We start from the raw sequence: 19111 nt of genomic DNA, 5'->3' as shown, positions 1-19111 counted from the left end.
CCCTTGACCTTCACGCCCTTGACCTTGACCTTCCATCCGCCCGACACAGCGCCTCTTGTCCGCCCATGCAGCAGTTTTGCGGACGTTCCCGGAGACTGCGTGCTGCGACCGGCACTTGGTCTGGATGCAGACAAGCGGACCGTCTCAAAACGCCGGTGCTTGGGCTGCGTACTTTGCAGCCCTACGCACCCGCTGCGTTTTGAACCGAGCGAAAGCGAGTCCGCTGCTGCACCAGACCAAATGCCGGACACAGCACGCAGACCAGGGAACCGCCCGCAAAACTGCATGCGGGCGGACAAGAGCCCTCCCTCAACGACCCAGGATGCGGTCAAAAAAGGACTTCTTCTCCGGATACATCAAATACTGGTACTCCTCCAGATGCTCCCTCAAATACACCGGATAACTCTCATCCACCGGCACAATCTGAAAATCCGTACTCCGCCCCAGAATATCCTCATGATTCCGGATCTTCTTCTTCACCTTCGACAGCGTTGCCCGATTATTATACTCCTGATGTGCCGCGCTCTTGATCTTGTATTTTACACGATCCTCCACAGACTCATCCTTACCGCCGCCCATATAGGAAAAATGCCAGCCGCCGTCCGCAACGCGCACCATCAGCTCCTTTTGCTTACTGTCCCGCAGCTGCTCCGTCGTAAACCGTTTTAACATTCCATAATTACAGATCTTTGTTCCAAGCCATCTTCTGTCTTTTCCGGTAAAGCCCTCAAACTCACCCGTAATGGACAGCAGGCTTCCGGAGGTTTCTTCCATATTCAGATAACAATAAAAATTCCGCTGCGCCAGCGCATAGATTTTGCTGCCGTCAAAATCTGCCAGAACCTTTTTTACTGCTTCCGGATTCGGGATTTCATCGACGTCGGAGAAAATGACGATATCATCGTCCTTTGCACCCTCCAAACCGCGCGCTACTGCACACTTCTGGTGGCTGTCACGCATAAAAGCACTCGTATCCATCGGCGTATCATCCACAACCTTGTGAATGATTTTGTCTTCAAACTCCTTGAACATTTCCCGGTTTTCCTGGAAATATAACGGCTTTTTCTCACCGGAAAAGGTTACCGTCGCCTCGCTGATGACAAATTTGTCCACAACATCGTTTAAAACATGCATACGCAGCTTTAAAATATCGAGCTCGTTGAAAAACTGAAAACAATCGTATACCATAACTATCTCTCCTTTATTCTTCCGGTTCAGACACGGTAATTCTGTCTTTTCCGTAATAATCCATCAGCGCCAGATTCAGCCAGTAGCCCCGGTCGCCCTCATTGGTCACATCGTCGATATACAATAAATACGGTTCCACGGAAAGTGGTGTGATCGTGATTTCCGTTTCCCCATTTGTATACAATTCCAGGCGCGCATTGTTTTCCGCTGCATACTCCGCCGCCTCACCATTTAAAATAGAACGCACGGCAGAAACGGACGTATACGTATTTTTATCCGCCGCAAAGAGGAAAATCACACCCATCGCAATCAACGTCACAGCATAAAACGCGCTCTTTGTTTCTTCCAGAAGCTCCAGCAGCCTGTAAAAAAATCCCGGCCGGGACTGCGGAAGCTGCTCGGACTGCTTTCGCTGCCGGGACTGCGAATGCTGTCCGGACTGCTTTCGCTGTCCTGGCTGCTTTAGCTGCCATGCCCAACCACATCCATTGAGCAAATTAAAGAACACCAGCAAATACAGCACCACGCGCATCACATTTTTGCAGCGATCGGGTCCCTCGCTGGACGTCGCATACAACGTCGGCGTGAACATCGCGCAGAAAACGCAAAAGCTTAGAAAGACTGCATACAAGGGTTTAAAAAACTTTCCTTCTGCCTGCTTTGCCAGCCGGTAAATCGCAGGAATCAGCATTGCAAAGCCAACCAGCACCATCGGTGTCAGCCATTCCGTCACATACACAATTCCCCAGTAAAATGACATGACAATCGCTTTTACCGCTCCCATACTCTCCGCCGTATCTTCCCGAATCAAATTGCCTGGTGCCAGCACGTTAAACGCAAAACCGACCAAGCTGCAGACAAGCGGAAACAAAAACCAGAAACGGTTTTTCTTTTTCCGGAAAAACTCCCATGCCGTCAGCAGTACGATCAGGATCACCGACTGTAAGCCGGTCAACAGGTTCGCCCCGCCTAACAGTGCGCACAGAACGGCAGAAAGGATCATCCAGAGGATTTTCTTTGATTTCTGTTCCGATGTTTCCAGGCAAAGCAGCGCAGACACTGCAAAGAACAGAACAGCCTCCATGAATACATAATGCAGCGAGCCGTTATACCAATACAGCGCAAGCACCGGCGAAACGAAGGTCTGAAAGGTCAGGAATAAAACAGTCAGCGTACAGATTCCACGCAGATAACGGTTTTCTTTTGCCCGGCTAATGTACCGGCAAAGCACCGTATGCATCAGCACACAGATACTGCCGCCGAGCATTCCTGCCATAAGAAGAGTCGTCAGGAAATACCATTTTTCCCCGAAAACTCCGGGCGTCAGGGTCATGAGGAAAATGGAGAACCAGGTTCCCTGCCACAGCTGCCAGGTTTCCTTTGTCACGGCAAGCGCTGTTTTAAGCACTTCCCCAAAGGAATGGGTCGCATTCCATACCCTATGCGTCTCAAGGCCATAGGTGAAGTCATCGCAGTTCGGGAACCCATAGCGGGACAGGTACAAAACCGGCACCATGCTCGCGATAAAAACAACCAGTAGTATTCGAAAAAGCCATTTCTCAGGCTCTGTTTTCCATTGCTTCAAAATCTGCACGCCAAGCTCTCCTTTTCTCACTTCTGCTGACCGGTCAGCCGTCTTTTCAGGCTTCTGACCGCGCGCCCGCCAAAATATGCCGTATAGGCTGCTTTTGCCTGGATTTCTCCCAGACGATACGCCATGCCGTCCGGCTTTTCATGATGTTTTGCAAAAAATTCGCTCTGCCTGCGGTAGGTTTCCAGCTCCTCCCGGCACGCCTGTGCATCGTAGAGCTTTCCGTCCCTGCCAAGATACTCAAATCCGGTATAAATATTCTGCTCCGAAGCCCAGTAACCATTCGAAACATTGTGACGCGCCCAGTATTTCGGCGCAATCACCTTCTGTACCGTCTCCGACGTAAACGCCGGGAAGCAGGCAAAGGAAGAGTTGGAAATAATCAGGTAACGTGCGTTTTTGACTGTCACATAATCCCCGTGCACCGGAAAATGATATGCCGGAATACCTGGTAAAAGCTTATGTGCCATCGTCACATCGTCCGTCACGATCATAAATTCCATGTCACTGCGGATTTTTTTCATCTGTGCCATCCCATCCGTCCAGTATTTTTTCCGTAAAAACAATGCCGGTTCGGACGCATATTCCCCGCCGCGCAGGTTCAGCACGCACAGGTTGTCCCTCGTATATTCGTAGGAATCAAACTCCGGCTTTACCTTCAGCCATTCCTTTAACTGCTCTCGGTTCGGTGCAAAATAGCTCTCCGCCTGCAGATTCCCCATCAGGAGCGTGCCGTCTTCTACATCGAAAACGCCCCGGTCTTCTCCCGCCACATAGCAGCCGTGCTCCAGATCATGCCGGCAGGCGCCCGTGTAGATCCGTTCTTCTTTTTCCTCATAAACGCGTGTAAAATCTTCCGGTTTTGCTTCTTCTCCCATCCAGAGATCCAGAAATGGCTCGGAATTGTTTCCGGTCAGACCGTTTAACAGGATTTCCTTTCCGGGTACGCCGAATGAAGTTTTTTTCTGTTCCGCAATACTGCGGGCTGTCACATAACAAAACAGCCGGTTGCCAAGCCCCTGCCCCTGCAGGATCTGCGTTCCTATCATAACATTCCTCTCTATTTTCCAAACGATGCCATCAGACAACCTATCGCCCAAAATCATCGCTGATTTACTGCATAAATCCCGGATATTACACTCGAATCATTTCATCCGTATAAATATCGCAGCAGTCGCGCCCGTTCATCCATTTTTCCGGTGCAATCACGAGCTTGTCCTTGCCATTATCCAGCCACGCGCCCCACCAGGAAAAGGAGCTGTTCGCCAGAATGTGGTTTTTACAGCAGCTCATCAGGTACAAATCCTGCTCTCCCGCCTGCTCGCTGTTTCCCTCCACCGGGACAAATTCCGAACCGCAAAAATGCTCCTTCGTCCACTCCATATCATTGGAAAACAGGAAAAATTTCACATCCGGCTTTCTTTTTCGGATCTCTGCGACCGCGCGATGGTAGTAATCCAGATCGCAGATTCCGCCAAACAGCGCCTGATTGGCAGGTGTGAGGTAATCGCCCCGTCGAATGTGGACACTCACTGACTCACATTCCTTCATCTGCTGCTCCATTGCTGCCGATTCTTTTGTCAGAGTAAGATTTCGGAATGTGAATGCTTCCCGCACCTGCTCTTTGATATCGGCAAAATACCGTTCCGTCTGAAAATATCCCAACAGCAAGGCTGGCTCGCGCCGCAGTATCTCCGGATCGTAATTGCACGACGCTTCCCGATAGGACAAATCCTTCCTGCCGCACAGCAGCCGCCTGGCACGATGGAGGGGACTCATACTGGAATCGGTGATCTGCTCATACTCTGGTTTCGTCATGCGCTCATAAGAAACACCGAATACAGAAAGCTGATTGACCCGCTGCTTTTCCTGTGCGCCATAACAGGTTACGTCATCGATTCTGACGTCTTTTCCCATTGATTTCAATTTTAAATACAGGGCATACTCAAACATCTGATTGCCCAGACCACCCGAAAGCTGCACTCCTACCATAGTTTCTGTCCCTTTGAATAAAATTTTCTACCTCTGTCTCCAATTCGCCATCGCAACCTTGATTGGAATCAGGAAAGAATCATTCAGTCTCATCGCTGCCCGATACAATATCGGTGACTTCAAAAACAGCTTCATTTTCCGGTATTCCTGACTGCTCGCCTGGGGAATCCCATAGACTGCTGCATAGCAGTCTTTTCCTGCTTCTATTTTCTGCTGCAAAAATGCCTTATGTTCTTTTTTCTTTGGATCCTGGCTTCTGCAGACCGCCGTATAGAATAACAGCAGTCTTTTATATAAAAAATAATCCTGCAAAAGTGCCAGATCCTCCCTACCGATCTCCCGTAAAAACGCACTGCGCTCATAAAAATTCGGAATCAGATCATTGAAGGTCTTCTCGTTCAGGCCGATATTCGTGGTGCTCGTCGTCCGACTGCACACATAATTGTACATCGCCCAGTCCAGATACACGCTGCGCCTCGATTTTGCCAACAGTCGGATGGTAAAATACATATCCTCATACAGGCTTTTTGGGAATCTCAGTCCGTCGCTCAACGAACGTTTCCAAAGCTTGTTCCAAACCGCCGTCTGAATCAGCCACGCTTCGTCCTCTTCCAGATATTTTGCCAAAAGCTCCTGCCCTTCAAACACCGCTGCCATCGGCGTGGACAAATCCACCCTTCGGTTTTCGTAAATTTTCCGATACCGGCAGACCGCAAGATCGGCGTCCTGCTCCATCATCGCCGCCAGCAGTGTCTCATACATCTGCGGCTCAATCCAGTCGTCGCCGTCCACAAAGGTCAGGTAATCGCCTTTTGCCTCCAAAAGTCCGGTGTTGCGCGCGCTGTAGGCTCCGCCGTTTTTTTGATGGACAACCCGCACCCGCCCATCCTTTTTTGCATATTCATCGCAGATGCGTTCACTTCCATCCGTTGAACCGTCATCTATCAAAAGGACTTCGAGATTTTGATAGGTCGAAGAAAGAATCGAATCCACCGCTTTGGGCAGATATTCCCGGATATTGTAAACCGTCACAATGACCGAAATCAGCCCGGTCTGCTCGCCTTTCTTTTGCTTTTCCGGCCGATACTGTTCCAATTTGCGCATGGATTCTTGTTCCTCCCTCCTTCTCCTTGCTCCAAAAATGGCTCTGCTCCGACGGTTGCTGTCCCTTTTAATCGCAGCAGCGCTGTTTCTCAGTTCCCTGCCTTACGTTTTCCTATATTCCTGCTCCAGCCAGTCCTCAAACCGCAGAATGTGCCAGATCTGCTTGCGCCAGATCCCACGCTGTGTAAAATCCTTCCACAGCCGCGTCACCATTTCCGGGTCAAAATAACCTTCCCGACGGATTTTATCCTCCTTTAACAGACTCTCTGCCCAGGCGTAGAGCTCCGGCTCCTTTAACCATTTCTGGATCGGGATCGAAAACCCCTTTTTCGGACGTTCCATCAGCTCCCTGGGCACATGGCGGTACAAAACGTCCCGCAATACAAGCTTGCCTCTGCCGTTTTCCCATTTCATCCACACCGGCAGACTCCATGCAAACTCCACAACGTCCTTGTCCAGCATCGGCACACGGCTTTCCAGTGAGACTGCCATTGCCGTCCGATCCACCTTTACCAGAATATCATCCGGATGGTACATCAGCAGATCCATCAGCATCAGATTGTGCTGCACATCCGCCAGGTATCCGCTTTCGTAGGTTTCAAAAATGCTCCTCGCGCTTCCTCTTTCTTTTGCAATCTTTCCAAGAAACGGCTCGGAAAGATCAGAGCGCGCATACAGCTCTTCTGCATTATGCGCCGATAATAACATGCCCCGGATCTGGTTCGTTTCCTTTTTGGAAAAAGGTCCATCCGTCAAAAAATATCCTGCCGCACTGCGCACAGGCTGCGGGATTTTCCGGATTTTATTCCATGCGTTCGTGATCGACTGATAGGTTCCATATCCACAAAACAGCTCGTCCCCGCCATCGCCGCTCAAGGAAACCGTCACATGCTCCCGCGTCAGCTTACTGACCAGATAGGTCGGGATCTGGGAGGAATCCGCAAAGGGTTCTCCAAACATGTGGCTCAATTTGGGCAGAACTGCTTTTGCATCCTGCTCCGTAATAGTCAGCTGCGTATGCTCTGTCCCCAGATGCGCAGCGATGGCAGCAGCAGCCTCCGCTTCATTGTAGGCGGCATCCTCCATCCCAATTGTGAAGGTTTTAACCTTCCGGTCAGAAATCGACTGCATCAGGGAAACGACAGTAGAGCTGTCGATTCCTGCTGACAAAAATGCTCCCAGCGGCACGTCTGCCATCATCTGACCGCGGATGCTCTCCGTCAAAAGCCGTTCCAGCTCTTCCGATGCTTCCTGCCTGCTTCCGGTAAAGGGCTGCTCCTGTCCTTTTTTTGCAGTTTCTGCCATGGACCAGTAGGTTTCGATCTCCCAGTCCCGATAGGGCTTTTCCAGACGCAGGATTTTTCCCGGCTCTAGCTTATAAATACCCTCATAAATCGAATACGGTGCCGGAATATATCCGTGGATCAAATACAAATCCAGCACGTCTTTGTTAATTTTTCCACAAAAATCAGGCAGCGCTGCGATGGCCGTCAGCTCGGAGGCAAACACAAAGCTCCCGTTCACCAGCCCATAATACAGCGGTTTTTCCCCAACTCTGTCCCGTAAAAGCCAGAGCTGTTCTTCTTTCCTGTCATAAAGTGCAATGGCAAACATACCCTTGCACAGACAGATCCCCTCTTTTACGCCATAGGCTTCCAGAGCTTCGAGTAAAATCTCCGTATCCGAGCTTCCATGCAGCGCTCCCAAAAGTCCTTCCCTGCGTAGCTTTTTTTCTACCTCCCGGCAGTTATAGATTTCGCCATTGTAGGAAATCACAAACCGTCCGCTATGGGAAACCATGGGCTGTGCACCGCCCGGCGACAGATCCAGAATGGAAAGTCTCCGATGTCCCAACGTCACGTCCTGACTGTCGTTACACCAGCTGCCCTCTGCATCAGGTCCGCGGCTTATCAGCTGCTCTTTCATCCGTTCCATATCCTCCCGCCAGGTTTTCTGACGGTTGCAAAATCCTGCAATTCCGCACATCAGGACAGCCTCCTTTCTTTCAGTCTGCGACCTCCGGTGCCCAGTTTTCTTCTTCGATATCCTTCCGGCAGCTTGCCTCTGCCTCACTCTGCTTCTGCTGATACAGCTTCCAGGCGCTGTCCCAGCTTTCGTAGCCCTGCACGCTGCGTCTGTCCGGCAGCTCGTAATGACTGTCCAGATACTGTCGCAGAAACTCCGTGCACTTTCCTTCGCCAAGGGCGTTTACATGTCCGCCGTAATCATAAAAATCCGTCGAAAAATCCAGCCCAATCTCATCAATATGCTGATTGAAATCCAGTACCGGATAGCCGGCGGCTTCAATCCGTTCTGTCAGGTCGTTGAACTTCATCCGTGCTTCTTTTTCCATCCCATACGGCGACAGGATAAACAGCGCGTCCTTGCCGGTCGAATCGATATAGGAAAGCAGATCATCCAAAACCGCTAACTGCTCTTTGGCAGGCTCCATTTTTTCTGTCACATCAGAATAATCCGTCCAGTCCACCGGGCCCACTCCCGTTTTGATTTCCAGACCCTTTAACAGATTTTTCTTTTCATAGCGCCAGCACGCCAGCTGATCCGGCAAAAAAAACGTTTTCCAGTTGGAATGATATTTGAAAATATCAAAATAGTAGGTGTAGCGTTCGCTCCTGTCGCTGACGAGCGCATTGATTGCATCCACACGGTTTTTTGAATATTTCAGGTTATCTGTCACCCCGCGCGTGAATACCATCGTATCCTCCCATTCCTCGTCCGGCATGGAAAACATCCGCATCTCAATGATAAACAGCGACGGGTCCTGGGTTTTCTGCGCCTCTTTGAGCAAATATTTGATCGCTTTGGGACGCTGGTTATTTGTCGAGAGCGGATACGCTGCAATGCCGCTTTTCCCGTAGAGCGCAGGCGCGCTGTAATAAGGATACACCGGGCTCGAGCCCACCAGGATCGCATCAATCGTATTTTCTTTTTCCGCATAAAATCCGGTAAAACGGTCCTTTACATCCCCGTTTGTCCGGATGATGTAAGTCACCGTCACCAGAAGCCAAAGGAAAACGGCCAGAAAAACAACCGCTTTCAGTGCCTGTTTTTTTGTCATTGTAATCTCCACTTTGCATACGAGCCTGCGCTGCGTATGCAGTCCCGCCGGACACGTCTGACGGTTCGGTCAGTCGTATCACACCTTGAAATTCTGATAAATAAATTCGGACGCGCTGTAACCCGGTCCGTATTTTCCCAGCAAAATCACATAAAACAGCAGCGCATACAGTGCGATCCAGCGCAGCCAGATCGGCTTTTTCTCCAGGGTAACGCGCATATCTTCTTTCTGGTTATGGATCGTAACCCATGCAGAGAACAGAATCGAAACCGCCAGAATCATCAGCTCTGTCCAATCCAGACCCAGGCCCGACAACACGCCGTTTCTAAACAGCTGCAGTCCCAGGCCCGATACGCCCCGTCCGAGCACCCGAAGGGCATCCGGAACCGTCGTGCTTCTGAAAAAGACAAGTCCGATCATGACAAGGAAAAAGGTGCGCACGCGCTGAAACAGGATAAATCCTTTCTTTTCCTTTTCGATATGAAAAAAGGCTCTCCACTTTACAAACAGCGGCTCCATCAGCTTGCCGGAAACGATATAAAACCAGTGCAGCAGACCGCAGCCGATGATAAACGTCCACGCGCCGCCGTGCCAGTATCCGATGGTAAACCACAAAATCAGCATGGCGAGAAACGTCGTCGCCTGCTTCGCGCCTTTTTTGCCGAGTTTTCCTTTCAGCTTCTTGGGAAGATTCATGAAAAACTTCGTCCGAAGCAGCGGATAAAACAGATAGTTTTTCAGCCAGTCGCCCAGGCTGATATGCCATCTTCTCCAGTATTCCTCGATGCTTCTCGATAAAAACGGCGCAGAAAAGTTTTCCGGCAGCCGGATACCGAAGCACTCGGAAATACCCAGCACAATATCCATACAACCATCGAAATCGGTGTAAAGCTGCATTGTAAAGGCTGCCGCACCCACCCAGATCGAAACGCCGCTGTACTTTTCATAGTTGTTAAAAATTTCATTTGCCAGGATCGCCGTCCGCTCGGAAATGACCAGTTTTTTGAAAAATCCCAGGAGCATCCGCTGCATGCCGAACGTCACATTCCGGTAATCCAGCTTGTGTCCGGTATACATCTGTTTTTCCATGTCGCTGTATTTCATGATCGGGCCGGAAATCATCGTCGGGAAGTAGCAGCCGAACAGCAGCAGCTTTCCATAGTTGCGCTGTACCGGTCCGATTTCATAATAGACATCGAACAGATATCCCAGAAGGGTCAGCGTGTAGAACGAAATTCCCATGGGCGCCAGCAGCCCCAGATGGAAGAATTTCAGCGTGCACAACAGACCGACACAAAAAAGGACAGCACAAATAAGAGCAGCCAGTTTTTTCTTCTGCTCTTTTGTCCTGTCTATCAAAATAGCTGCGCCCCAGACAGCTCCTACAGCTGCCATCGGGTACAGAATCAAATACCACGCATGGCTGTCACGCACCTCTGCCGATGTCAAAAAGTATCCGATGCTCAGAAGCAGCAAAAGCGGCCACTGCACTTTTTTCGGAATCAGATAATACAACAGCAGTGCAAGTGCAAACAGACACAGGAAGTAAAAGGAAGTAATACTCATCCTTCACCAGCTCCCGGTTTCAGACCTTCTGCAGAATGATATCTGCCATTTCGCCTACATTTTTCATCGTTACGATCTGTCCCATGGAAAACTTGATGCCAAACTCGCTCTCTACAGCCGCCATCAGGTTGATATGCTCCAGGGAGTCCCAGCCGTCGATATCCTCTGCAGTCGTGCCTTCGTCAACCGTAATGTCTTCCTCGTCAAATACATCCCGGAATACTTCGTTTAAACGTTCAAAAACTTCTTCTCTGCTCATTTATAAACCCTATCTGTCTGATCAGATTCCTTTCTGCGTCGCTTGTTTTTCTTTCGTGCTCTCGTCCGCTCTCGTGCCCGCCTGCTCCGCAGGCTGCTCGTTCGCTAATGGCACGTGAAAAACAAATGCCGCCTTCGGCGTCGCTTGTTTTTCTTTCGTGCTCTCGTCCGCTCTCGAGCCCGCGCTGGCGCGCTTCCCCGCCTGCTTCGCAGGCTGCTCGTTCGCTAATGGCACGAGAAAAACAAATGCCGCCTTCGGCGTCGCTTGTTTTTCTTCCGTGCTCATTACATTATAGCATGTCCCCATGTATTATACCAGTTTCTTTTTTCCGGCGACTTTCTGGAAGTAGTCTGCCCACTCCTGGTTGACCTTTTCCGGAAGGTATTCTGCCTGAAGCTTCGCTGCATTTTTTCCCATTTGCTGCATCAGATCAGGATTTTCTAAAAGTCTTGTCAGTCTGTCTGCCAGCGCATCCGAATCGTCCACGGGTACTAAAAATCCATTTTCTCCATCACGGATCAGATCCTTTGGACCGCCGCAGGGGCAGTCCGTCGAAATACAGGCTGTGCCCAGCGACATCGCTTCGATCAGGGTGTTGGGCATTCCCTCCGTAAAGGAGGTCAGCACAAACGCATAAGCCTTTTCCAGTTTTTCCGGGACGTCCGTGATTCTGCCCGGCAGCAAAATCCGCTCTGACATGTCAAGGCTTCTGACTTCTTCTGTCAGCTCTCTGCGCAGCGGTCCGTCTCCGTACAGAATCAGGCGCGCGTCCGGGAATCGCTCTGCAATTTTACAAAATGCCCGGATTGCCATTCTCTGGTTTTTATTTTCGTCCATCCGTCCGACTGCAACAATATCCTGCGGGCGGTCATCCTCATACCGTGGCCGCACAAATGCCGGATTCAGGGAATTTTTCAGAATCACGCATTTTTTCTGCAGCGACGGTTGAAAAAAACGCACTGCATCCGCCGTCTGCATCACGATTCCGTCTGCCGCGTAAAACAGTGTTTTTACAAGCAGACGCATCCCCTTCGTCGGATACTCCTCCGTAGGCTCCGCCACAACGGAAACCACAACCTTCGTCGGCAAAAAAGCATTCGCCAAAAGTGCCATAAAATTATTTTTTCCAATCGTAGACAGCACGACATCCGCATGGATTTCTCTGAAGATCCTGCGCAGCTTCCGGTAGCGTCGAAACAGGTTCGCGATCCGACCGCCCTCTTCCTCCGGCGTCAGGTCGGAGATCACGCGGCGTATCCCTGCAGGCAGCTCGTATTCATTTTCTTTTTTGTACTGCGTTACCATCGTCACATTGCAGCCCTGCTCCAGAAAGTAGGTCGCAAGGTTGACAAAAACGCGCTCGGCGCCTCCTTTTTTCAGGGAGCCGATATAAAATGCAACACTGCCCATAATTTCCTCCTAAAAGCTTTCTTCCGCAGTCCATTGTCCATCCGGCGCATGTCTGCGAGTCATCGAGCGGTCTGCATCCCTTTGCAGTCGGCAGACTCGCTTTCGCTCGGTTCAAAACGCAGCGGTCGCATAAGGCTGCAAAAGACGCAGCCTAAGCGCCGGCGTTTTGAGACGGTCTGCCGATCTTTGCAAAGGGATGCAGACCGCTCGCTGCTTCGCAGCATCGCGCCTGGATGGACAGGACTCTGCGGAAGAAAGGTGTGTTCTCGTGCGTGATGCCCCGCTCCCCGAATGCGCCGTAAGGCGCGTTTGGGGAGCAGGGATAAAGCTTCCTTTTGGCAAATGCGTAGTTTCTTTCAAACCGTTTGGTTTGTGAATGCCTCGCGATCGCCCGTTGGGCGGATGCTCGGCGTTTCGGATGTTTTCCTCTATGCCGGTTGGCTCTGTCCCGCCGGTATAGCATAGACCTACTTTTCGGCAGTCAACATCTCAGCCCGGCAGGTACAGTGACGCCCGTTGGGCGGAGTGCAAAGCCATATGCCGTGCAGGACCATTTAAAAACGACGGTGTTTATGCTGCGTCTTTTGCAGCATTATGCACCGCTTCGTTTTTACTGAGCGAGAGCGCGTCCTGCAGGCATTGGCTTCGCATGACGTCCTGCGGACGGCACTGTTGCTGCCGGGCGGGCTGGGACGGCGCTGTTGCTGCCGGGCGGCAGACTCACGCCTGCAAATAGCGTTCTGCCCATTGCTGGAAGATAAAGAACGCCCAGATGATCCGGGAGTAGTTGCTTCCGGTGTAGGCTCCGCCGTCCCCGGCACCAAGCCAGTCTGCAATCAGCTTTGAGGCTGCGTCCGCGTCGAACAGCCCCTGTTGTTTCAGGAAAGCCGGTGATGCGTAGTCGGTCAGTTTATTCTTGAGGGGTCCTCTCAGCCATTTGTCCAGCGGGACAGAAAATCCTGTCTTTTTACGATCCAGTAATTCCCGCGGAATATAGTCGTAAGCGATCTCTTTTAAAATGTATTTCTGGCAGCCGTTGTGATCCTTAAAGGAATGGGGTAGCCGGAAGGAGTATTCCATCACCCTCTGATCCAGGATCGGGCATCTGGCTTCCAGTGAATATTTCATGGAAGCGCGATCCACCTTGCAGAGAATGTCCCCCGGCAGGTAGGTGTCCATGTCCAGGAGCATCCGGCGGATCTGCCAGTTTTTCACATGATAATCCAGCTCACGGTCAAAGCGCACCTGATCTGTTCCAGTCAGGCTTTTCACACAGGCTAAATATTTATCCGAACACAACTGCGTTTTATAGCGTTTATCCCGGTTTTGTGCAATTGTCCTTACAGAAAATGGTAAACGTCCCAGCAGATTTGCCTGCTTGAGTCCGGGCAGTTGGGAAATACCGTAAATCAAAGCGCCCGCTGCGTCCAGCTTCTGCGCCTGTCCGAGTTTTTGGTACATCTGGTAGCCGCAGAAAAATTCATCGCCGCCATCGCCGGAGAGCGCGACCGTCACCTGTTTTCTGGCGAGCGCCGATACGAGCATCGTCGGGATTTCCGAAGAATCTGCCATGGGTTCATCGAAATACTGCGGAATGCTCTCCACCAGCTCCAGCATCTGTTTTTCACGGATGATTTCTTCTGTATGCTGTGTGCCAAGATGCTTTGCTACCGCCGATGCATAGCCGGATTCGTCGTACTGCTTTTCTTCAAAGCCAATGGAAAAGGTTTTGACCGGAGCCTCGCTTGCCTCCTGTGCCATGGCTGTCATCAGGGAGGAATCGTAGCCGCCGCTTAAAAAAGTACCCAGCGGGACGTCCGCCTCCATCCGGCTCTTCACGGATTTCTGTAAAATTGCCTTTAGCTCTGCCTTTGCCTGAGAAAAATCCGTGACCGGATCCGCGATTCCTTTTTGGTAGCTTTCTTTGATACTCCAATAGGAAAAGCACTCCCTCCGCTTCTGCCCATTGTCAGGCTGCAGGCGAAAACGGAGAATGGTTCCCGGGCACAGCTTTTTTACCTGTTCAAATATCGTATCCGGCTCCGGAATATACTGCTGGTACAAAAAGACCGGTAAAATATCCGGATTCAGCTTCCGATCAAAGCCCGGGCACGCCAGGATCGGCTTTAACTCTGAGGCAAAGACCAGATTTTCCCCGTCCTCCCAGTAATAGAGAGGCTTCTTGCCGATGCGGTCCCGCACAAGATATACCTCCTGCGCATCCCGGTCATACAGGGCGATCGCAAACATTCCGTTAAAGCGGGAAACGCAGTCGATGCCCCATTTTTCATAGGCAGCCAGAATGACCTCCGTATCACACTGGGAGCAAAACGGATACCCGGAAAACTCTTTTTTCAGCTCCTGGAAGTTGTAGATTTCTCCGTTAAAAACGACGCTGACCCGTTTATCCGCCGCGTGCATCGGCTGATGTCCCAGTGGGGAAAGATCCATGATGGAAAGCCGACGCTGTGCAAAGCCAACCGCATATCCGCCTGCCCCATCATAAATTTCCACTCCGGAGTCGTTTGGCCCGCGGTGGTACATCGTATCGTTCATCGCGGTCAGATCTTCCAGCGTAATCCGCCTTTTGCTGATAAATCCACTGATTCCGCACATAATGCTTTACCTGTTCCTTTCGGGAATCAGAGATGCCTCCAGAAATTCATCCTTAAATTCGCAGAAATCCTTGCACTCGTTGTTGATGCTGTCGATCATTTCGTTATATTTTTCCTGGATCAGCACCGCATAGTTGTCCCGGTTATCGTAGCCCTTCTTGCTCCATGCAAAGGGATGGGTCAGAATCTGCACCTTGTCATAGCCGGTGATATTTGCTTCATCAGGATAGCCGTAGCGCCAGATATGGTTGGCGTCGGACATATATTTTACCTTCAGGGGCGTCTGATCGGTCACTTTTTCTGCAAAGGTGAAAAACTCGTCCTGGTATGCATTCAGGATTCCCGGCAGCTTGATGTTTTCGCGCAGCACATCCGGAGACGGACGGTGTACAGAAAACTGTGTGATCGGAAAACCGAACATTTCAGAAAGGATATCCATTTCCTTTTTGATCTGATGGCGAACCTCCTGCATGTCGGTCAGACCGTTTAACGCATAGTGCAGTCCGATCACATGGCCGCGTTCATGCATGTCCTTGATCAGATCCTGATTGCGTCTGGATAAAATATTATAGGAATTGTTCGTCCACTGGAAAAAGAAGGTCGACGTAAAATCCATGCTGCTCTCCACCTTTGCCAGTGCATAGGCACGATCCACGCTGTACTCCACATCATGGCGCATGATGACAAATTTATCTGCCGTAAGTGCCTCTTCGTACCCTGCCTGATTACCGGTAGACTGAATGATTCTGATAATTTCTTTATAATCTTCGTAGGAAAACATTGTCCTTACCTCCATTGTCTGCAGTCTTATCTGTTCTTTTTGCAGCATTCCTGCAGATACGTCTGCCACTGCTCAAATACCGCATCCTCGTTGGCTCTTTCACTGATCTTGCGCGCCTCTCTGCCGAGCCGCTCTGCAAGCTCTCTGTCCTCAATGAGGCGCAGGATGCCGTCTGTCATCGCCTTTTCATCCATGATCGGTACAAGCAGACCATTTACCCCATCTTCGATCAGGGTTTTTGGACCGCCGCAGGGACAGTCTGTAGAAACCACCGGAAGTCCCAGTGCCATCGCTTCCATCAGCGCATTGGGCAGTCCTTCCCAGTCAGAGGAAAAAGCGTACAGCGCAGCGTCTGCCAGATCCTTTTCCAGCGTATTGCTGCCGCCCATCAGCTTTACAAAATCCTCCGCATGATTTTCATGAATAATGGATTCCAGAATCTCCTTTGTACCGTCCTTGGAATCCGGTCCGTAAATTTTGAGTGTATAATCCGGATGCTTTTCATGAACCTTCAAAAAAGCCCTGATCAGCATCGGTTGATTCTTAAAGTCTACCAGACGGCCGGACTGAACAACATTCTTTGTCCGTACAGCCGGCTCCGGAACACCAACGTATTTCGGATTCAGCGGATTTAAAATAATTCTGGAATTTTCCTGTAAATACGGTGCAAAAAAGGCTTTTGCGCCCTCTGTCTGGAACACGCAGCCCGCCGCATGAGGAAACAGAAGCGGGATCCGAAGCTTGTCCGCTTTTTTATCATAGTGTCCCACCGGATCGGTACGCACGGAAATCACGACCGGGATACCCGTCCCGATTCCTGCCGCCAGCGCACGGTACAATACGCCCCGGGTAAAGGCAACGACGACGTCCGGCTTTTCTTTTTTCATAAAACGGCGCAGATACCAGATACGGCGCAGCATCTTGCTGATCCTGCTGCGGTCTTCGTCTTCTTTCGTCAGTCCGACATGAACTCTGCGGACTTTCTGATCCAGTGCAAATTCGTCCGTTCCGTACCATTCTGTCGCAATGACAACCTCATAGCCCTCCTTTGCAAAACGGTTCGCCAGATTACTCACCACGCGCTCAGCCCCGCCCTGCTGCAGGCTGTTTAAATGAAATGCAATTTTCTGCATCGGAATGTTTCTCCTGTTTTTCTCATGAAACAGAATCCTGCTCTGCAGGATTCTCATTTTGTCAGTGCCCCCGTAGTGTATCACATTTTGGAAAGCCCTGCAATCTGCAGGATTTTGTCCCGGTATGCCCTGTCGTCAAACTGATCTGCGCGCTCCTTTGCACATCTGGAAAGCTCCTGCAGCTTCGCTTCCTCTGTCAGCAGCTCTTCCAGAAGAGCCGCCAGTTGTTTTTCTTCCTCTGTAATTTCGTTTGGATCCAGATTTTTCTGATCGTCCATCACCGGAATCAGAATCCCGTAACGTTCCCGGAGCACTTCCTGTTTTCCAACGACGTCCTCAAACCGGTCGGACAGAATCTCTGCGGGACCGCTCATACAGTTGGAAAAAACGGCAGGGAGCCTGCAGCTCATCGCCTCAACCAACGCATTTGGAAAGCCCTCCATGCTGGAGGTTCCAACATAAAGACTGCCCGCTGACAGCCATGGAAATGGATTCTTCTGAAGTCCCGCAAAGCAGACCCGGTCAGCAATTCCCAGCTTTTCTGCCAGTTCTTTATATTCTGAAAAAGAACCGTCCCCGATGATACACAGCATCGCCTCCGGCACTTTTTCCCGGATCAGATACAGGCATTTGATCAGATGCCAGAATTCCTTGCAGTCATCCTCACGCCCCATGCTGACGATCACCTTTTTTCCGGTAAAATCGGGCATGTCCACAGGTTTTTTTGCTGCATTTTCTGCGATCTGACTGCCATCGTAAGGATTGTACAATACCTCTGTATTTTCGATTCCAAGTTTTTCCTTTAACGTATGGGCAATCACCTCCGAACAGCAGATCACCTGATCGGAGCGCTTTGCAAACAGCTTTAACTTCGATGGGTTGTCCATATCCATATAGCTGCGGATTCCCGTCCAGATCTGCCCCCGCACCGGTGTCAGGACGTTAATCAGGTTCGCTGTCGGGCCAAAGCTGTAGATCAGATCAGGACGCAGCTTTTTCTTTAGCTTCCGAAGCTTTACCGTTCTTTTTACGACATTGACCATTTTTTTCAGCTTCCCGTCCTGTGCCGGAACATCCAGGTTTACAACAGAAAGTCCGTTTATATCATATGCGATATCCGCATCCGAAAACATGGCGATCGTCACTTCAAAATCATTCCTCAGAATCCGCGCTGTCCGCACGCAGACCCGCTCGAAGCCACCCTGATGCAGCATGGGTACAACCAGAAGGAGCCTTGGTTTTACCTGTTCCATAAGCCGTCTCCTTTCCCGGTACGATAAAAAGCTTCCATCTCTTTTGCCTGTTCCTTTGCGTCAAATCCGGCTTTGCGGATTTCCGGCATGCGGTCAAACCGCTCTTTCTGCCGTTCCAAAAGCGCAAGGGCCGCCTGTGCCCAGCTCTCTGCAGAATCCTTTAGGCTTTTGGACTCCACCAGCTCTGTCAGGGCAACCTCCTGTGTAATCGTATCCGACATCAGGCACGGGAGCCCTGCAGCCTGTGCTTCCAGCACCGTTCCGGGCAATCCCTCATACAGAGACGGGAAAATAAACAGATCCATCGCCTGATAATAATCCTGCGGATTTCCCTGATTTCCGAGGAACTGAACGCTTTCTGTAATTCCAAGCTCTGCCGCCTTCTGCTTTGCAGGTTCCATGCATCCGCCCTCGCCGAGCAAAATCAGCTGCGCATCCGGACGGCTCTTTTTGATCTGTGCAAAAACCTCCAGCAAAAACAGGTGGTTTTTCATCTCATTAAAACGCCCCACATGCCCGACTGTCAGACAATTGCCCAACTCCAGTTTTTGCCGCATCTGTGCACGCATCTGACCGTTATAGGAAAACTTATCCACTTCGATCGCATTCGGCACCACATGGACAACCCCCTGTGCCCACGCCTTTTCTCCGAAAACTGCTTTTCCGGCAAGCTTGGAGCACGCCAGGCAGACGTCCGTTTTTTTCCAGAGATTTTTACGCATCCGCTTCGTCATCATCCCTTTGACGCCGCCTTCTGTACCCGCGCTTCTGGCATGGGCTGCCGTCAGGGCGATTTTCCCACGCTTCGCTTCCGGCAGATAAATCGACGCAGTACTCGTCATATGCCCGTGCACGCAGGCATACTCGGAATGCTCTTTAAAAAAACTGCGCCATGCCGCCCGATACGGAATCCAGTTATAGACCCGAAACCGCGGCAGCCGGTAAATGTGTCCGCCAAGTGCTTCAATCTCTTCGTCAAAATATCCTTTTTTTGAGGTGTGCACTGCAAAATCAAACTGTACCCTCTCACGGTCGATATTTCGGTATAAATCCATAACCCGGCTTTCTGCCCCGCCGAGTCCCGTTGTTCCCAGCACCTGTAATACCCGAATCGGTTCTTTCATACGCTTCTGGTTCCTT

The 19111-nt window shown here is 50.8% G+C and carries 16 protein-coding genes; all 16 read right to left on the bottom strand.

Going from position 1 to position 19111, the window contains the following annotated elements:
* Nucleotides 1–309 precede the first annotated feature (309 nt).
* Nucleotides 310–1188, bottom strand: a complete 879-nt coding sequence (locus ACLTOQ_RS04295) for a glycosyl transferase GT17 family protein (RefSeq protein ID WP_118495786.1) — start codon at nucleotides 1186–1188, stop codon at nucleotides 310–312.
* 13 nt (nucleotides 1189–1201) lie between these two features.
* The gene (locus tag ACLTOQ_RS04290) at nucleotides 1202–2782 is read right to left on the bottom strand and encodes a DUF6056 family protein (protein ID WP_412318823.1); all 1581 of its coding nucleotides are present in this window, start codon (nucleotides 2780–2782) and stop codon (nucleotides 1202–1204) included.
* A gap of 17 nt (nucleotides 2783–2799) precedes the next feature.
* On the bottom strand, nucleotides 2800–3828 hold the full coding sequence (locus ACLTOQ_RS04285; protein ID WP_337562512.1) for a glycosyl transferase: 1029 nt from the start codon (nucleotides 3826–3828) through the stop codon (nucleotides 2800–2802).
* Nucleotides 3829–3913: 85 nt separating this feature from the next.
* Nucleotides 3914–4771: an alpha-1,2-fucosyltransferase gene (locus ACLTOQ_RS04280; RefSeq protein ID WP_412271030.1), complete on the bottom strand. Its 858-nt coding sequence runs from the start codon at nucleotides 4769–4771 to the stop codon at nucleotides 3914–3916.
* 27 nt (nucleotides 4772–4798) lie between these two features.
* A complete protein-coding gene (locus ACLTOQ_RS04275) occupies nucleotides 4799–5875 on the bottom strand; it encodes a glycosyltransferase family 2 protein (RefSeq protein ID WP_412318822.1) in 1077 nt (358 codons plus the stop codon).
* A gap of 102 nt (nucleotides 5876–5977) precedes the next feature.
* Nucleotides 5978–7861, bottom strand: a complete 1884-nt coding sequence (gene asnB, locus ACLTOQ_RS04270) for an asparagine synthase (glutamine-hydrolyzing) (protein WP_412318820.1) — start codon at nucleotides 7859–7861, stop codon at nucleotides 5978–5980.
* 19 nt (nucleotides 7862–7880) lie between these two features.
* A complete protein-coding gene (locus tag ACLTOQ_RS04265; protein ID WP_412318819.1) occupies nucleotides 7881–8954 on the bottom strand; it encodes an SGNH/GDSL hydrolase family protein in 1074 nt (357 codons plus the stop codon).
* A gap of 78 nt (nucleotides 8955–9032) precedes the next feature.
* Complete coding sequence (locus ACLTOQ_RS04260; protein ID WP_412318818.1) at nucleotides 9033–10520, bottom strand: MBOAT family O-acyltransferase; 1488 nt, start codon at nucleotides 10518–10520, stop codon at nucleotides 9033–9035.
* A gap of 19 nt (nucleotides 10521–10539) precedes the next feature.
* Nucleotides 10540–10779 carry an acyl carrier protein gene (locus tag ACLTOQ_RS04255; protein WP_021914993.1) on the bottom strand — a complete coding sequence of 80 codons (240 nt, stop codon included), beginning with the start codon at nucleotides 10777–10779 and terminating at the stop codon, nucleotides 10540–10542.
* Between the two features lie 21 nt (nucleotides 10780–10800).
* Nucleotides 10801–11064 (bottom strand): hypothetical protein, encoded by a 264-nt coding sequence (locus ACLTOQ_RS04250; protein WP_412318817.1) that lies wholly within the window; start codon nucleotides 11062–11064, stop codon nucleotides 10801–10803.
* A gap of 24 nt (nucleotides 11065–11088) precedes the next feature.
* Nucleotides 11089–12189, bottom strand: coding sequence for a glycosyltransferase family 4 protein (locus tag ACLTOQ_RS04245; RefSeq protein WP_412318816.1), 1101 nt, complete (start codon nucleotides 12187–12189; stop codon nucleotides 11089–11091).
* A 720-nt stretch (nucleotides 12190–12909) separates the two neighbouring features.
* Nucleotides 12910–14805, bottom strand: coding sequence for an asparagine synthase (glutamine-hydrolyzing) (gene asnB, locus ACLTOQ_RS04240; protein ID WP_118762600.1), 1896 nt, complete (start codon nucleotides 14803–14805; stop codon nucleotides 12910–12912).
* A gap of 6 nt (nucleotides 14806–14811) precedes the next feature.
* Complete coding sequence (locus tag ACLTOQ_RS04235) at nucleotides 14812–15585, bottom strand: hypothetical protein (protein WP_021914988.1); 774 nt, start codon at nucleotides 15583–15585, stop codon at nucleotides 14812–14814.
* A gap of 26 nt (nucleotides 15586–15611) precedes the next feature.
* Nucleotides 15612–16718 carry a glycosyltransferase gene (locus ACLTOQ_RS04230; RefSeq protein WP_118762646.1) on the bottom strand — a complete coding sequence of 369 codons (1107 nt, stop codon included), beginning with the start codon at nucleotides 16716–16718 and terminating at the stop codon, nucleotides 15612–15614.
* An 80-nt stretch (nucleotides 16719–16798) separates the two neighbouring features.
* On the bottom strand, nucleotides 16799–17971 hold the full coding sequence (locus ACLTOQ_RS04225) for a glycosyltransferase (protein WP_412318815.1): 1173 nt from the start codon (nucleotides 17969–17971) through the stop codon (nucleotides 16799–16801).
* A complete protein-coding gene (locus ACLTOQ_RS04220) occupies nucleotides 17959–19095 on the bottom strand; it encodes a glycosyltransferase family 1 protein (RefSeq protein WP_118762603.1) in 1137 nt (378 codons plus the stop codon). The genes ACLTOQ_RS04225 and ACLTOQ_RS04220 overlap by 13 nt, the downstream gene beginning before the upstream one ends.
* Between the last annotated feature and the right edge of the window lie 16 nt (nucleotides 19096–19111).

It is taken from the genome of Gallintestinimicrobium sp., assembly GCF_046968865.1.
Classification (GTDB): Bacteria; Bacillota; Clostridia; order Lachnospirales; family Lachnospiraceae; genus Gallintestinimicrobium; species Gallintestinimicrobium propionicum.
Note: the sequence above shows the minus strand (reverse complement) of the source record. Positions and strands in the feature narration are given on the sequence as shown.

What these genes read in the sequence shown, in the direction of transcription:
- ACLTOQ_RS04295 (WP_118495786.1), bottom strand. Translation starts at nt 1,188, where the DNA reads ATGGTATACGATTGTTTTCAGTTTTTCAACGAGCTCGATATTTTAAAG.
- ACLTOQ_RS04285 (WP_337562512.1), bottom strand. Translation starts at nt 3,828, where the DNA reads ATGATAGGAACGCAGATCCTGCAGGGGCAGGGGCTTGGCAACCGGCTG.
- ACLTOQ_RS04280 (WP_412271030.1), bottom strand. Translation starts at nt 4,771, where the DNA reads ATGGTAGGAGTGCAGCTTTCGGGTGGTCTGGGCAATCAGATGTTTGAG.
- ACLTOQ_RS04275 (WP_412318822.1), bottom strand. Translation starts at nt 5,875, where the DNA reads ATGCGCAAATTGGAACAGTATCGGCCGGAAAAGCAAAAGAAAGGCGAG.
- asnB (WP_412318820.1), bottom strand. Translation starts at nt 7,861, where the DNA reads ATGTGCGGAATTGCAGGATTTTGCAACCGTCAGAAAACCTGGCGGGAG.
- ACLTOQ_RS04265 (WP_412318819.1), bottom strand. Translation starts at nt 8,954, where the DNA reads ATGACAAAAAAACAGGCACTGAAAGCGGTTGTTTTTCTGGCCGTTTTC.
- ACLTOQ_RS04260 (WP_412318818.1), bottom strand. Translation starts at nt 10,520, where the DNA reads ATGAGTATTACTTCCTTTTACTTCCTGTGTCTGTTTGCACTTGCACTG.
- ACLTOQ_RS04255 (WP_021914993.1), bottom strand. Translation starts at nt 10,779, where the DNA reads ATGAGCAGAGAAGAAGTTTTTGAACGTTTAAACGAAGTATTCCGGGAT.
- ACLTOQ_RS04250 (WP_412318817.1), bottom strand. Translation starts at nt 11,064, where the DNA reads ATGAGCACGGAAGAAAAACAAGCGACGCCGAAGGCGGCATTTGTTTTT.
- ACLTOQ_RS04245 (WP_412318816.1), bottom strand. Translation starts at nt 12,189, where the DNA reads ATGGGCAGTGTTGCATTTTATATCGGCTCCCTGAAAAAAGGAGGCGCC.
- asnB (WP_118762600.1), bottom strand. Translation starts at nt 14,805, where the DNA reads ATGTGCGGAATCAGTGGATTTATCAGCAAAAGGCGGATTACGCTGGAA.
- ACLTOQ_RS04235 (WP_021914988.1), bottom strand. Translation starts at nt 15,585, where the DNA reads ATGTTTTCCTACGAAGATTATAAAGAAATTATCAGAATCATTCAGTCT.
- ACLTOQ_RS04230 (WP_118762646.1), bottom strand. Translation starts at nt 16,718, where the DNA reads ATGCAGAAAATTGCATTTCATTTAAACAGCCTGCAGCAGGGCGGGGCT.
- ACLTOQ_RS04225 (WP_412318815.1), bottom strand. Translation starts at nt 17,971, where the DNA reads ATGGAACAGGTAAAACCAAGGCTCCTTCTGGTTGTACCCATGCTGCAT.
- ACLTOQ_RS04220 (WP_118762603.1), bottom strand. Translation starts at nt 19,095, where the DNA reads ATGAAAGAACCGATTCGGGTATTACAGGTGCTGGGAACAACGGGACTC.